The organism is Microbacterium paulum (genome assembly GCF_015707995.1).
Classification (GTDB): domain Bacteria; phylum Actinomycetota; class Actinomycetes; order Actinomycetales; family Microbacteriaceae; genus Microbacterium; species Microbacterium paulum.
In genome coordinates this window covers 23,236-37,363 of record NZ_JAAGRY010000009.1, presented here as the reverse complement: position 1 = coordinate 37,363, position 14,128 = coordinate 23,236, and the positions used below count along the sequence as shown (strand labels likewise).

Annotated in this window: 16 protein-coding genes; 7 read left to right on the top strand and 9 right to left on the bottom strand. The window is 65.2% G+C overall.

The genetic code is table 11. From position 1 onward, the window contains the following. Positions 1-693 (bottom strand): HAD-IA family hydrolase, encoded by a 693-nt coding sequence (locus G3N18_RS03800; protein ID WP_196382973.1) that lies wholly within the window; start codon positions 691-693, stop codon positions 1-3. A gap of 142 nt (positions 694-835) precedes the next feature. Here G3N18_RS03800 and G3N18_RS03795 point away from each other — a divergent pair, with 142 nt between their 5' ends. Beyond that, on the top strand, positions 836-1,717 hold the full coding sequence (locus G3N18_RS03795) for a PAC2 family protein (protein WP_196382972.1): 882 nt from the start codon (positions 836-838) through the stop codon (positions 1,715-1,717). A gap of 39 nt (positions 1,718-1,756) precedes the next feature. Here the strand turns inward: G3N18_RS03795 and G3N18_RS03790 are convergent, their stop codons facing one another. The 3 genes from G3N18_RS03790 to G3N18_RS03780 form a co-directional block, all read right to left on the bottom strand. Next, entirely contained in the window at positions 1,757-2,587 is an 831-nt protein-coding gene (locus G3N18_RS03790; protein ID WP_196382971.1) for an undecaprenyl-diphosphate phosphatase, read from the bottom strand. A gap of 36 nt (positions 2,588-2,623) precedes the next feature. Further along, positions 2,624-3,931 carry a M20/M25/M40 family metallo-hydrolase gene (locus G3N18_RS03785; RefSeq protein WP_420827078.1) on the bottom strand — a complete coding sequence of 436 codons (1,308 nt, stop codon included), beginning with the start codon at positions 3,929-3,931 and terminating at the stop codon, positions 2,624-2,626. Positions 3,932-4,243: 312 nt separating this feature from the next. Beyond that, positions 4,244-4,726 carry a hypothetical protein gene (locus G3N18_RS03780; RefSeq protein WP_087015134.1) on the bottom strand — a complete coding sequence of 161 codons (483 nt, stop codon included), beginning with the start codon at positions 4,724-4,726 and terminating at the stop codon, positions 4,244-4,246. 78 nt (positions 4,727-4,804) lie between these two features. Here G3N18_RS03780 and G3N18_RS03775 point away from each other — a divergent pair, with 78 nt between their 5' ends. The 6 genes from G3N18_RS03775 to G3N18_RS03750 all read left to right on the top strand — a co-directional run bounded on the left by G3N18_RS03775 (position 4,805) and on the right by G3N18_RS03750 (position 9,804). Next, the gene (locus tag G3N18_RS03775; protein ID WP_087015135.1) at positions 4,805-5,050 is read left to right on the top strand and encodes a hypothetical protein; all 246 of its coding nucleotides are present in this window, start codon (positions 4,805-4,807) and stop codon (positions 5,048-5,050) included. After that, positions 5,047-6,036: an SRPBCC family protein gene (locus G3N18_RS03770; protein ID WP_087015136.1), complete on the top strand. Its 990-nt coding sequence runs from the start codon at positions 5,047-5,049 to the stop codon at positions 6,034-6,036. The genes G3N18_RS03775 and G3N18_RS03770 overlap by 4 nt, the downstream gene beginning before the upstream one ends. A 151-nt stretch (positions 6,037-6,187) precedes the next feature. Beyond that, positions 6,188-6,925, top strand: coding sequence for an AAA family ATPase (locus tag G3N18_RS03765; protein WP_087015137.1), 738 nt, complete (start codon positions 6,188-6,190; stop codon positions 6,923-6,925). 184 nt (positions 6,926-7,109) lie between these two features. Next, positions 7,110-7,973, top strand: a complete 864-nt coding sequence (locus G3N18_RS03760; protein WP_206692933.1) for a hypothetical protein — start codon at positions 7,110-7,112, stop codon at positions 7,971-7,973. Positions 7,974-7,993: 20 nt separating this feature from the next. Next, a complete protein-coding gene (locus G3N18_RS03755) occupies positions 7,994-9,085 on the top strand; it encodes a hypothetical protein (protein ID WP_206692932.1) in 1,092 nt (363 codons plus the stop codon). Next, positions 9,082-9,804: an LppA family lipoprotein gene (locus G3N18_RS03750; RefSeq protein ID WP_087015139.1), complete on the top strand. Its 723-nt coding sequence runs from the start codon at positions 9,082-9,084 to the stop codon at positions 9,802-9,804. The genes G3N18_RS03755 and G3N18_RS03750 overlap by 4 nt, the downstream gene beginning before the upstream one ends. Positions 9,805-10,265: 461 nt before the next feature. Here the strand turns inward: G3N18_RS03750 and G3N18_RS03745 are convergent, their stop codons facing one another. From G3N18_RS03745 to istA, 5 genes are read right to left on the bottom strand one after another with little or no spacing between them, the layout of a single operon-like run. Beyond that, complete coding sequence (locus G3N18_RS03745) at positions 10,266-10,721, bottom strand: MarR family winged helix-turn-helix transcriptional regulator (RefSeq protein WP_196382968.1); 456 nt, start codon at positions 10,719-10,721, stop codon at positions 10,266-10,268. Beyond that, a complete protein-coding gene (locus tag G3N18_RS03740; RefSeq protein ID WP_196382967.1) occupies positions 10,718-11,128 on the bottom strand; it encodes an EVE domain-containing protein in 411 nt (136 codons plus the stop codon). Before G3N18_RS03740 ends, G3N18_RS03745 begins: the two co-directional genes overlap by 4 nt. Beyond that, positions 11,125-11,544: an SRPBCC family protein gene (locus G3N18_RS03735; RefSeq protein ID WP_196382966.1), complete on the bottom strand. Its 420-nt coding sequence runs from the start codon at positions 11,542-11,544 to the stop codon at positions 11,125-11,127. The genes G3N18_RS03740 and G3N18_RS03735 overlap by 4 nt, the downstream gene beginning before the upstream one ends. Positions 11,545-11,604: 60 nt before the next feature. Continuing rightward, positions 11,605-12,408: an IS21-like element helper ATPase IstB gene (gene istB, locus G3N18_RS03730; protein ID WP_196382965.1), complete on the bottom strand. Its 804-nt coding sequence runs from the start codon at positions 12,406-12,408 to the stop codon at positions 11,605-11,607. Next, entirely contained in the window at positions 12,405-14,063 is a 1,659-nt protein-coding gene (gene istA, locus G3N18_RS03725; RefSeq protein WP_206692931.1) for an IS21 family transposase, read from the bottom strand. The genes istB and istA overlap by 4 nt, the downstream gene beginning before the upstream one ends. Positions 14,064-14,128 lie beyond the last annotated feature (65 nt).

The window sequence follows — 14,128 nt, the reverse complement described above, 5'->3', positions numbered from 1 at the left end:
TCAGTGCCGCGAGGCGGCGTGCGCCGACCAGAAGGCGGCGATGTCGGAGGGGGTGCGGTCTTCGAGCGTGGGCCAGAGCGCATCGGCGCCCGACCCCTCGAGCGAGACCATGAGCGGAACGCCGACCGTGGGAACGCCCGCGGCGACGGCCGCGCGCACCCCGGTGGGCGAGTCTTCGATCGCGACGGTGCGCGCCGGGTCGACGCCGAGCGCCGCGGATGCCTGCAGGTAGGCGTCGGGGTAGGGCTTGGGCCGGGTGGCGTCGTCGCCCGAGACGATGAGTTCGAACGAGCCGTCCGGCAGTCCCGCGACGACGAGTTCCGCCATGCGGCGCAGCGACATCGTCACGAGCGCGCAGCGCACGCCCGCCGCACGCAGCGCAGCGAGCAGTTCCGCCGCGCCGGGGCGAAGGGGCGGTCCGTACTCTTCGAGCGCCCTCATCACCTCTGCCGTGAGGTGGTCGACGATCTCGTGCGCGGCCATGCGCACGCCGGCGCCCTGCAGGATCGTGGCCGAGGTCTCGAGCCCCTGACCCACGAGGGTGAGCGCCTGCTCATGCGTCCAGGTGCCGCCGAACCGCTCGACGAGGGCGCCTTCGGCGGCCATCCAGTACTGCTCGGTGTCGACGAGTGTGCCGTCCATGTCCCACAGCACGGCGTCCGGAAGGGCAGGGGCGGCGGGGGTGGAACTCACCGCTCCATGTTAGGCGGTCGCACGGTCAGGCCGAGGTGGCGCCGAGGCAGCGCCGCCGGTGACGCCGCCCGCGCGGCACGCCCACGCCGCGTGGGCCGCGCGTATTCTGGAGGGCAATTGTTCGCAGAAGACGAGGAGCGGCGTGGACGAACTGGGTCAGCGGGTTCTCGTGGTCGCGTTCGACGGGTGGAACGACGCCGGCGAAGCCGCCTCGGCCGCCGTCGCCCACGTCCGCGAATCGGGTGCCTACCGCGAGGTGTACGCGGTCGATCCCGAGCTGTACTTCGATTACCAGTACACGCGCCCGCAAGTGAAGATGGATGCCGAGGGCACGCGCTCGCTCGTCTGGCCCGACGCTACGCTGTGGCGCCCGTTGCACCCGGGCGAGGGCGCGCGACTGTGGTTGCTGTCGGGCTTCGAGCCCGCCCGTGCGTGGCAGGCGTTCGTCGCCGAGTTGATCGATGCGGCTCTCCGCGAAGACATCACCGGGATCGTCGCGCTCGGCTCGATGATGTCGGACGTGCCGCACACGCGGCCCATCTCGATCTTCGCCGGCAGCGAGAACGAGGCGCTGCGTGCGGAGTTCGGGCTCGAGAAGCCCACCTACGAAGGCCCCGCGGGCATCCTCACGGTGCTGTCGACCGCCGCCGAAGCGGCCGGCATCCCGTGCGCCGCGCTCTGGGCGAGCGTGCCGCACTACGTCGCCGGCCATACTCCGTCGCCCAAGGCGACGCTCGCTCTGCTCGACCGCCTCACCGAGCTCACCGGTGCGGTCGTGCCCCGCGGTGAGCTGCCCGCCGAGTCGCTCGCGTGGGAGGCATCCATCGACGCCGCCGCATCGGACGACGAAGAGATGACCGAGTACATCCGCCAGCTCGAACAGACCCGCGACACGTGGGACTCGCCCGAGGCATCGGGCGACGCCATCGCGCAGGAGTTCGAACGCTACCTGCGGCGCGGCGGCGACGGCCCCAACTCGGGCCCCGGTCCCAAGGGGCACGGCGGCCCGAACTCGGGACGCTGATCAGGCGGTGATCCGCCCCAGCGCCGCGGCGCCGCGCGATCAGTACGCCTGCAGGACGCCGAGGCTCAGCAGGATGATCAGCACGATGCCGAGCACGACGCGGTAGATCACGAACGGCAAGAAGCTGCCGCGCTTGAGGTACTGCATGAGGAACGCGATCACGGCGAGGCCCACCACGAAGGCGAGACCCGTCGCCACGGCGGTCTCGAAGCCGTTGAACACCGACGAGCCGGGATCTTTGATCGCGTGGAGGAGCTCGTACAGTCCGCTGCCGAAAACGGCGGGCACCGCGAGCAAGAAGGCGACCTCGGCCGCGGCCGGGCGAGTGTAGCCGAGCGCGAGGCCCGCCGTCGTGGTCGCTCCCGAGCGCGACACGCCGGGGATCAGGGCGAGGGACTGCGCGAGACCGAGCAGCAGGCCGTCGCGGTAGGTGAGGTCTTCTTCGTTGCGGGTGCGGCGTCCGAGGGCGTCGGCGGCGCCGAGCAGCAGACCGAACACGATCAGCACGATCGCGACGAGCCAGAGGTTTCGGAAGGTGTCGCGGATGACGTCTTGGAAGAGGAAGCCGAGCACGCCGATCGGGATCGTGCCGATGATGACGATCCAGCCCATCCGGGCGTCGGGGTCGTTGCGCGGCACGGCGCCGGTGAGTGAGCGGAACCACTGCCCGACGATCCGCACGATCCGCTTCCAGAAATAGACCACGACCGCGAGTTCGGTGCCGATCTGCGTGATGGCGGTGAAGGTCGCGCCCGGGTCTACCGCGGAGGGCAGGAACTCGCCGAAGATGCGCAGGTGCGCGCTCGACGAGATCGGGAGAAACTCGGTCAGTCCCTGCACGATGCCGAGGATGATCGCGTCGAAGAGCATGGGGGCCTTTCGGTCGGGCGTGCGGCGAGCCGCGGCTCAGTAGGTGCGGAGCAGGTCGGTCAGCACCTGCTGGCCGAACACGAGCGCATCGATCGGAACGCGCTCGTCCACCCCATGGAACATACCCGTGAAATCGAGGTCGTCCGGAAGGCGCAACGGCGCGAAGCCGTACCCGGCGATGCCGAGTTCGGCGAGGGCCTTGTTGTCGGTTCCCCCGCCCATGAGGTACGGCACCACCGGCACCCCGGGGTCGTGCCGGTCGAGGGCGGCGACCATGGCCTCCACGAGCTCCCCCGAGAAGGGCACCTCGAGGCCGATGTCGCGGTGCGCGATGTCGATCACGACGTCGTCGCCCACGATCCGCTGGATCTCGGCGAGCACCCGGTCTTCCTGGCCCGGCAGGGTGCGCACGTCGATCGCCGCCGACGCGGCATCGGGGATCACGTTGTGCTTGTAGCCCGCCTCGAGGCCCGTGGGGTTGGTCGTCGTGCGGAACGTCGAACGGAGGAACCCGGATGCCGGGCCCGTCTCCGCGGCCACGGCGTCGGGGTCTGTGAGGCTCCCGTCGCCGCAGAGTGCGGCGAGCCCCTCGACGGTCTGACGGGTTGTGGCGGTCAGTTCGATCGGCCACTCGGCGCGGCCGAGGGCGGCGACCGCTTCGGCGAGCCGCGTCACGGCGTTGTCCTGATGGAACCGGCTGCCGTGACCCGCGGTGCCCCGGGCGCGCAGTCGCAGCCAGACGAGGGCCTTCTCCCCGACCTGCAAGAGGTACGCCCGCCGGTCGCCGACCGGGATCGAGTAGCCCCCGACCTCGCTGATGGCCTCGGTCGCGCCCGCGAACCACTCCGGACGGTCGCGGACGACCAACTGCGAGCCCTCCACGCCCCCGTTCTCCTCGTCGGCGAAGAAGACCAGCACGAGGTCGCGCTCGGGGCGCTCTCCGGCGCGCAGCAGCTCGGCGACGGATGCCAGGATCATGGCATCCATGTCTTTCATGTCGACCGCGCCGCGCCCCCAGAGCAGTCCGTCGCGGACGACTCCGGCGAACGGGTCGACACTCCAGTCGCCGGCGACAGCGGGGACGACGTCGAGGTGCCCGTGCAGCACCAGGGCGGGTTTGTCGGGGTTTCGGCCGGCGACGCGGGCCATCAGGTTCGTGCGCCTCGGGATGGGCTCGTAGTACTCGACGTCGAGGCCCAGCTCGGCGAGGAAGGCCCCGACGTACTCGGCGGCCTCGCGCTCGCCCTTGGCGCGACCCTCGCCGTAGTTGGTCGTGTCGAACCGGATGAGGTCGCGCGCGATGCGGGCGACCTCGGGAAGATCGGCGGTGTCGATGGAGGGCATGGCCATCACGCTACTCCGCTGCGCCGTGTGCAACGCAAAGACCCCTGGCCGGGAGTCATAACTCCTGGCCAGGGGCCTTTTCATGCTGTGCGCGAGGGGGGACTTGAACTGACCTCGATCCCCTCGCGCCGTGAATCTCGACCGAGCGTTCTGCCGCATAAAATCAACGATCTACAGCATGTGACCTGTGGATAACTCCACCGTAATACGCCGAGCTACAGGTTGCTTAGCACTTTTGTTAGCACTTTTGTCGGAGGATGCTGGTCGCGACTGATTAGCATTGAACCGAATGCGTCCTGGGTGTGGTGCCCTCTACTCGGAGGTGAGTCGTGTGCGCCAGCGGGTTGCGTTCGCGTATCGGTGGATGACTTGCTCCGGGTGCGCCAGGAGGCTTCGCTGCTCCGGCTTGGCAATGAACCCGTTGAGCAGGATTCCAGCGTTGGTGACCGCCCGTTTCCAGTACCCTCCGACTGCGTGATTGACGGGGAGCTCCAAATGCTTGTCGTCCGCGAGAGACACCGTGATCGAGCTTTCCTCGGAGTGAACGTCCTCGACTTGTCCAGACAAGAGCGTAACGAGTGCGTATCCCGTAGTCGCAAGTGCGCCAGGCCACGGAAACCATGAACTCGGGAGGTTCACTTCGATGCCGATGATGTCGCTCCAGGGGATCGTTTCAGAGATCACCGTCGCGCCTCGGTGATGTGTGACGCCTTCAGGGGTGATGCGTAGATGAAGAGCGTCGTTGGAGGCCACGGCAATGCCGCCAGTGATGGCCGTGAGTGGTCCGTAGTGCACGTTCCTCCTTTGAGTGCGTCCGACGCGCTGCCGCAACTCTAGTTGACAGAATCTCGGTGTGCAACGTAGGTTGACATTATGGAGTCCTCACAGATCGCACAAGTTGCTGCGGACACCACTGACCCGAAGGCAGGGCTCCGCGCGGTCGCGTCCTTGCGGGTGCTTGCCGACACGCTGGAGTTGCGGCAGGTCGAAGCGGCGTTGCGGGCGGGCATGAAGTGGCAAGAGATCGCGGATGCGCTCGGCGTGACCCGTCAGGCCGCGCACAAGAAACACGCCAAGAGAGTCGACCCCACGATCCCGAACCTCAGGAGAAACGCATGAGCAAGTTCACTCGCGCTGCCCAGACCAGCCAATCCCTGTCACTGGCTGCTATGGAGGAAGCGTCCCGGATGGGACGCCGCGAGGCCGACATTGATCACATGTTCCTTGCTCTCGTTATCAGTGACCAGAGTGCGGGGCGGGTGCTGCGTGAAATCGGCATCGACTTGGATGCCGCGCGTCTCGCCGTGGAGGAGCAGCACGAGGCGCAGCTGGCGTCGCTCGGCATCGACGCATCGTTCCCCGCTCCGGGGCGAATCGTGTTCCAGGAGACCGACGGATACCAGTGGAGCAAACGAGCCTCCGACCTCATCGCACGCTCTGGTGGGAAAGAACGCGAAGGTGACGCCGCAGCGGTGCTCCGGGAACTGGTGATCGAACCCAGTGGTCTGATCCTCGACATCCTGCAACGACTCGGCACGACACCCGCAGAAGTGATGGGTCGACTCGACCACGCCGACGCGACTCTGCCCGAAGCGACGCCGCGGAGACCGCAGGAGAAAGGTCGCGTATCGGGCACGACGGAGGCATTCGTTCCCGCATCGGTCGATCAGGTCTGGGAGTTCCTGACCGACCCGTCTCGGGTTCCCGACTGGGAAGTCAGCGTCGGCTCCATCGATGCGACCGATGAGTCAGCACGCCCGGGGATGCTCTGGCAGGGGCGCGCACCACAGGCCCGGCCAGACGGCAAGCCCCTGAAGATCAAACCCCAGTTTCACCGACGCACCATCGAACTCGTGAAGGCAGAACAACCTGCCCATGTTGTGTGGCAGTTCACCTATCCGGATGCAACCCACCGTGGGCCGACACTGACGACGTTCGACCTCGCGAGCACGGCCGGGGGAACCCAGGTGACGATCACGACATCCTGGGCGCGATCGACCGGCTGGAGGCGTATCGTCGGGCTCCCGATGCGCCCGCTGCTGAAGTTCGTGATCTGGATCGGACTGTTCCAGACCGGCAGCGCCATCAGCCGAGCATTCCGATAACCCGATGATGGCTTTTCCGAAAGTACGCACATTCACAATACCGGGCCATCTCGGAGGAAATCCGAACCGTCCGAGACATCATGTCCAGCGCTATCGCCGCGTTTGATGTGCTCCGCTCATGCAGATAGTGGACGGGTAATCTGGCCACGGTATGAGTGATCTGTTTTCAAGTCTTCCCGTGCGTCGTGTTGAAGAGCATCGTCTTGCCCCGATTACACGTGACTCCTGGCCTGCCACTATCCCCGCTGTGGGCCAGATTCTCGATCAGGGGCTTGATTTTTCGCCTCTGACGGTGTTTGTGGGCGAGAACGGTGCTGGCAAATCAACGATCGTCGAAGCGATTGCCGAGGCCTACGGGCTGGGAGTCGAAGGCGGAACCAGAAACTCGCTCCACCGAACCCAGCACACCGAATCAGGACTTGCCGACCACCTGCAACTCGTGCGCGGCGCAGGAAGCACCCGCCAGGGAGTATTCCTGCGAGCAGAGACGATGCACGGCCACTTTTCCTATCTCGATGACGTGGGCATCTCTGGGAGGCACAACTTCCAAAGCCACGGCGAGTCCTTCATCGAGTTTTTCACCACTCGATCCCGGATCGGTGGCCTGTGGGTGTTCGATGAGGCCGAGTCTGCTCTGTCGTTCAACGGATGCCTCGTGTTGCTGGCGCACATTCGTGAACTCCTGGCAAGCGGTGCGCAGGTGATCATGTCCACTCATTCGCCGATCCTCGCCTCCCTTCCCGAAGCGAAGCTCCTTGAAGTAGGCGAATGGGGGCTCCGAGCCAGCGAATACGACGAACTCGACATGGTGCAGAGCTGGCGATCATTTCTTGATGCACCTGGCCGTTATCTGCGCCACCTGACTACTGACAGCAGGCTGGACAACTGACTTGATTTGTCGCTGACGGGGAAAGCACATCTCGTTCGCTTCTGCTCGATCCCTAGTGTGTGAAGGGCCACCTAAAGCGAGTGCGCTCGGCGGCGGCATTCGGGTTGCAGTGAGGAGGTATCGGTAGCCTGAGAGTATGGGTGTTCGTGGATTTGCGCGTCGGTCGAATGATCCGAGCAGTGTCGTGCACGGAGTCGTCTCGACGGGGCTGGTTGCAGCGCTGGCGCTGGTTGAGCCGCGGAAACTCACCACCGGTCGCCGCCTTGGCTACCGGGTCGGGGTTGCCGCGGTGGCGGCGTGGACGATGTGGGTAAGCCTTCGCACCAGCAAGAACACCGGCCCCGATCTGCTCGGTCCTGTCGGACGTGTGGCGGTGACTACGGGAGCGGCGGGTGCGGTCTTTGGGTTTGCCGAAGCTGGTGAAGCCATTGATGCGCGTCTTCACGATGGGCTTGTGCGCGTTGGCGCGAGAAGGCCCAGACTTTGGCTCGCCGCAGGTGAAGCGGCGCTCTCCGCGTTGGCGTGGTGGATGGGTCGTGTGAGCGATCGCGCTGGCGTCGATGATCTGGACGACTTCGAGGAACCGGAGCGCGCACTGATCGATATGCCTGCTGGTCTTCGAGAGATGGCGTCGCATGTGCTGTCTGCGACGGATGGGCACGGTGCACCGGAGTTGCGGGAACAGCTTGCCGGGGCGCGTGTGGTCAGTTTTGGCGACGGGGCGCTCGATATATCGTTTGCGCAGTTCGACACGCCGAAGGGTCTGCCGCGGGCTGTGCCTGGGGATGCGACGTTCCCGGCTATCGGGGGCTTCCGCGCACTCGGAAACCGCACCTTCGATATCCGCATCTTCGTTGAGGACGGCCGGTTGGAGAGCATCCGCATAGACGAGGGCGCGGACTGGTCAGACGAAGCACGAGACAGCTGGAACAACACCGGACGCGATCTGAGCGAGCTTATGGGGTGGCCTGCCCCAGGAGATATCGAGTTGCTCATCGAAACCGCCACAGGCTACAAACCGGTGACGAACCGACGGGATCCTCGATGAACGAAGATAGGACACGCATCATGGAGATGCTTCTGGCCGGTCCTCGTGGGCGACGGTTGCTGCTCGAGTTCGCGCTCGCATCTGAGCGTCAACGCGACCCCGAGTATCGGGAGGAATCACTGACTGCGGGAGTGTTCCTCGCCTCGTACCATCTCGACCCGGGCAAGGGCACCTCGGTGCAACTGTTTGGTGACGTTGGTGCGGAGACTCAGGAAATCAGTCCCGCCGAGATCGCATCCCGTATGGGGGCCGTCCCGCTGGTTGAGGTGACGCCGGAGCTACTGCGCGACTGCGTCGCTGAATCAGTGAGTGGTGCGAGGTACTGGCAAGAACCCGACGGCACAGACATCCTTGCGGGAATGCCCGAACTGGCTGCGTCACTGCGTCGTGTCGCAGCACACCTTGCCGCGTCGCCGCACACCGCTTGGTGGAGTGCTCCGGTGGAGGAACGTTTGCAATGGCAGGTCGAATGGGATGGAGCACCACCCCGCACCGTGCTCGAAGACCCGCTCTCGAGGCTCCGACACGTGCAGGATGAGGTTCTGGCAGAAGAACTCACCGCTCGCCGTGAACGTCCTACCGACCCGGCGGCGAGTTGGAGCGGGAGCTGGTGGTCGAGACCACCGTGGGAACTGCCCTCATCAACCCGCGCACTGCCTGACGGTGCTCCTGCTGGGCTGTGGTTCGTGGAAGATACTCTCGGGTGGGAACACGCGACCACGAGACGGGTCGGGATACCTGCGGGGTTGCGCATCTTCGAGATCGACACCGCAGAAGCCTGGGCATCGTTGTGCCGCCGGTTCCCGATCGAGGTGACCGCACAGAAGCGGCACGACTGGTATCGCACCACCGGCCGAGACGGGAGTTGGGTGATCCCGGACTGGGCGAAAGTCGCAGAGCACTACGACGCCGTGCACCTGTGCACGCTGACGTACCCGTCTGCCGCAAGCACGGCGATCCCGGTCGATAACGAAACGGCGAGTGTGATCGCCGGGTGGGGGCCGGACGAAACCTACTGGTTCACGCCCCGCGTCAGATACGTAGACGAACCCATCAGGTGGGCGCTACACGACGACGGCGAAGACAATACCTGGGTGAGAGAAGAATCATGAAACACAACGCACGGAAACGCATTTTGGTGCCGCTGGCGGCAGGCGTGCTAGCGACGCTGCTGCTTGCCGGATGCACCCAGCCCGCAACGACCACCACGACAGACGCCGATGGAAACACGGTCACGATCGACTGGGTCGACTACCCCGCCAACGCGGGCATCCCCGCAAGCGACGTGCTCGCCTTGCCCATGGCCGAAGAGGTGGAAGCTCGCGCGAACCAACTCATCAGCGAAGTGAAGGATGCCCTCGAAGCCGAATACGGGATCACCGAATGGACCACATCGAACGAAGGCGGATGGTTCCCTGAAGAAGGCAACGGGTACGGTGGCACCTCGCTGCTCACCACCTACAACTCCGCCAGCTACGGAGCAGAAATCCGTATCCCTGTCGAGCAATGGGACGACGTGATCGACACGGTGCGAACAATCACACAAAAGTACGAGATCTCTGAGGAGAGGAACGAAACGTACATCGAGGAGTACCCAGAGTGGATGCGATTCGGAGGCTTCTATCGCGGGACAGAGTCGTTCGACATCATGGTCCAGGACGACACACTCAACCCTGAACACGCAACCAGCGACAGTGACGACGAGCTAGTGACCGGTGTCTCGCTGCTCTATGTCATCACCACCATCAGCAAGGGCGACCGCGACGAGTTCATCCAGCGCGCAGCCCCATATGAAGGACTCAGACTCCCCGAAGCGACAACCTCAGACTGATCCAACGGTCCCGCCACGGTGGCGGCACCGACGGATCAGGGGTTTTGCTATTTCGGAGTGAACCGGCTCATCGCAGATGAGGGCGTAGGTGCTTCCTGAACCCGCCGGTTTCGAGTAGCGATCGGGTGATGTAGTTCGTCGAGTTCCGGAACCCCAAAGCCGAACCGCGGAGGTGCTCGGTACCTCATTTCGTCTCTCAAGACGTAGGTACGTTTACCTCCCCACGGGTCGCCGCGCTCAGGGCTGCACAGTGACGGTCACCTCCCCTGGGTCACCGCACTGCTCGCTACTGCCGACACTCACCCACTCCGCCGTGATCTCCGCCTCGGAAATGCAAGGTGCCGTCGCGGGTGAGCGTACGCACCGTGAAGCGCTCCAGCTGAGAATGTCAATCTGTTCTGAGACCGGTGTGTCACTCTGATTCGGGACCACCCCGTCGGCCAGCAAAGGGGCGTGTGGGCTCATCGGGGTTGCTGATGGGAACGGCGCAGGGTTGCCAGGAGGGCGGTCAGTTGGTGGGTGCCTGTTGCGCCGAGCGCGGCGAAGAAGGATTCGTCGGCATCCTCGACCGAGCGGTTCGCGTTGGTGATGAGGTCTTTGCCTCCTGTGGTGGGTGCGAGGAGGATTGCCCGGCCGTCCTGTGGGTGGGGTTGTCGTTCCAGCAGTCCCTTTTTCTCGAGTGCGCGGACCACTTGTGAGGTCATCATGGGGTCGGTCGAGGCCGACTCCGCGAGCTGGCTTTGCGTCAAAGGCGTTTCATGCGAGGTAAGAGTCGCCAGGAGTACGAACTGCACGTGTGTCAGGTCGTGTGGCGTGAGCGCCGCGCGGACTGTGCGCTGCCAAGCGTGGGTGAGGTGCCAGAGGATGAATCCAGGGCTTTGCTCGGGGCTTGGGAATCGGCTCGCGAGCGGAGTCATGGCATCATCGTCTCTCGCAGGGTTTCCATGTCATCGGCGTCCAGGGGGATGAGGCCGAAGCGCAGTTGGTGGCCCCAGCCGGGGGCGGATGTGAGCGCGAGCCGGCTGCGGAGATCGGTCAGGGGAACGGGCTTGCTTGCGAGGTAGTCGATTCGGCGGCGGAAGGGTCTGAATGATCCCTCGTCGGCTTGCCAGATGTCGTCGTCTGGAAAGGTGCCGATCGCTGTGAAGGATCGATAGTGGTCGGCCACTCCGCGCGTGACGGTCGGCGAGTAGTAGACGAGCGTGTCTCCACTTCTCATCCGCGCCAAAGGGCCACGCTTGCCGTGATTGATCTGAGCGATGCCGAGGCTGACACCCCGCGCAACATGTTCGGCAGACACCACGCCGAGCCAGCCGCGGCTCATGCGGCATCCAAGTAGTCGATCAGCCCGCGAATGTTGCGTTCCGCGGCACCGGCGAAACTCTTCCCCAGGACTCGCCGCCAGAGCCACCTCAGCGGCCCGTCAACGCCGATCGTCACCGTCACTCGTGTGCTGGTGTCAAGAGGTTCTGCCCGGTGCTCGAAGAGCAACCTTGCCCCAGGCATTCGAGACGTCGTCGTCAAGAGCCGATCCGTCTCCAGCGCCACGATCTCAAAGGTCGTCGCGGGGCCCGATGAAGGCCGCATCCACCCAGTCGCTCCGAGGATCGCCTCTCCCGAGAATTGGACCTCGGCGACGTCCGGGTCCCACGACGCCCAGGTCATCGGAGTTGCCCAAAGCCGGTAGAGGTTCTCGGGTGGGTGCGGCGTTTCAGCAACGTGCGTACTAATCTTCTCCATCCATTTAGTATGCACGCATATTATATTGATGGCGAATCCCGTCCGACGTCGCGACAGATGTCAGTTCGCTGATTGTCGAGTGTGGGCGAGGCGGTAGGAGTCGGTGCCGGTCTCGATGATCGTGCCGTGGAAGGTGAGCCGGTCAACGATCGCGGCGCAGAGCCTGGGGTCGGTGAACGTGCGGGTCCATTCGCTGAAGGGCTGGTTCGTGGCGATCGCCACCGACGCTTTCTCTTCGCGTTCGGTGAGGACTTGGAAGAGGAGCTCGGCTCCTCTCTTGTCGAGTTCCATGTAGCCGAGCTCGTCGATGATGAGGAGATCGACTCTTCCGTAGCGGGCGATCGTGCGGGCGAGTTGCATTTCGTCGGCGGCTTCGACGAGTTCGTTCACGAGTCGGGTTGCGAGCGTGTATTTCACGCGGAATCCTTTCTCTGCTGCGGCGGTGCCGAGCCCGATCAGGAGATGGGATTTGCCGGTGCCGGAGTCGCCGATGAGGCAGAGCGGGTCACCGCGGCGGACCCAGTCTCCTTGGGCGAGGGTGTTGATCGTGGCTGCGGTGAGGTGGGGGTTGGCGTCGTAGTCGATGTCGTCGAGGAATTTCGGTCGCGGGAAGCCTGCTGTGGCGACGCGGCGAATGGTGGAGCGGCGGTCCCGGTCGTCGACTTCGGCGAGGAGCAGCTCAGCGAGGAATCCGATGTAGGACAGCTGCTCCTTCTCCGCGGTGGTGACCGCGTCCGCGAGGACCGCACGCATGGTCGGCAGGCGCAGCCGGCGCAGGGCGCTGTCGGTCGCGGCCGCGGCTGCTTCGTCGGTCATCGGTCGTCGCCGGCGCAGCAGCGGGGTCACGGATGTTGCGGTGGTCATGCGGGGTGTGCTCCTTCGTTCGTGTTCCGGGCCGCGTCTTTCGCAGTCCGGCGTTTTAGTAGTTCGTCGTAAGCGGCGACCGACGGGGCGGGACGTCGGTCCGGGGGAAGACCGGCGATCACGGCGAGCGGGTCCATCAGGCGGCGTTGGGTGAGTGAGACCACGTTCGCTGTCACCGCGGCCGAGGAAGCTCCGACCGTCTCGGCTGCCGTGACTGAATCAGTGGCGGCAGCTCGGCGGGCTTCGACGGCGACGACTTCGGCGAGCACGGAACCGACACTCATCGCGGCGCGGATTCCCGCGATCACCGTGCGGGCGGGAAGGTGCCGGTGTAGCAGCAGAACGTCGAGCAGCTCACGGGTGCCGGCTGCATCACCGTTGACGCGGCGGGACGCGTCCCAGAAGGCCTCATGTTCGGCCGTGAACGCCCCGGTGGCCCGGGCATGAGAGAGGACCGTGGAGCCGGAGAGCGCGCCGGGTTTGATTCGGAGGACCTCGAGGTAGTGGTCCAGGAGCACGGCCTGCCCGTTGCGGACAGCGACGCGCTCATGACGGGCGACGAGTCGACGCCCGTCGAAGATCAACACTTCCGATGCGCGCAGCAGCGCCCGAACTCTTCGGCCGATCAACGACGCGGGGACGGAGTACTTCGCCTGCCGGATCGTGACCAGCGCAGAGTGATCGACCATCGGCGTCAACGGTTGTCCCGGTTCGAACCCGTCGACCGGCAACGGGGCGAGCCTGGGCCGTTCTCGTTCCCAGTCTTGTCCGACGGTGGCAAGCCGGCCCGTGATGCGGCGGTCGTCGTCGCGGGCCTCGCAGCGTTCGATGTAGTCGTTGAGCTCCGCGAGCGTCTTGACTTTCGGGACCGGGGTGAGCCAGGTGCGGCGGAACCGGCCGACCTCGCCCTCGACGCCGCCCTTCTCATGTGCGCCCCGCTCGCCCGGTTCGCAGTAGAACGCGTCGAACCCGTAATGGGAGCGGAACAACGCCCACCGATCGTTCTCCTCCCGCCTCCGGCCGACGCTGAGGACCTTCTTCACTGCCTGGCCGAGGTTGTCGTACTTGATCTGCATCGTCGGGATCCCGCCCAGCTCTTCGAACGCGGTGACATGCCCCTCGAGGAACGCTTCTTGCGACAACGTCGGATAGACCCGGTGGATCGCTTTCCCCGAGTGCGACATCCGGTAGACGAAGATGAATACCTTCGTTCGCGTCCCCTCGAGGTCGATCCAGAATTCCCCGAAATCGACCTCTGCTTCCGCGCCCGGCGCGTGCTCCTGCGGCACGATCGCGACCGAGGAGAGTGCGTCGACTTCCGCGGCGATCTGCGAGCGACGAGCGCGCACGTAATCCCGCACGGACGGATACCCGACGTCGGCGGCATGCTCATCGACGAGCCTGTTCCAGATCCGTGTCGCGGTGTGGCGCTGCTTCCGTGGTGCGGTCAGATGTTCCCGCAACATCGCATCGATCGCGTCCTTGAATGGGCCAAGCTTCGGCGCAACCCGATCCGGAACCTTCCGCGCCGGCGGCTCTGCGGATTGCAACGCGCGACGCACCGTGTTCCGTCCCACGCCATACCGGTCAGCGAGCTTGCGCGTGCCTAACCCCTCGATCCGCGCGTCGCGCCTGATCCTCGCGAACAGATCCATCCGACTCTCCACCCACCACCTCGATCCCGCGCCCCCGATGGGCACGGAACTAGCGATACAGGTGG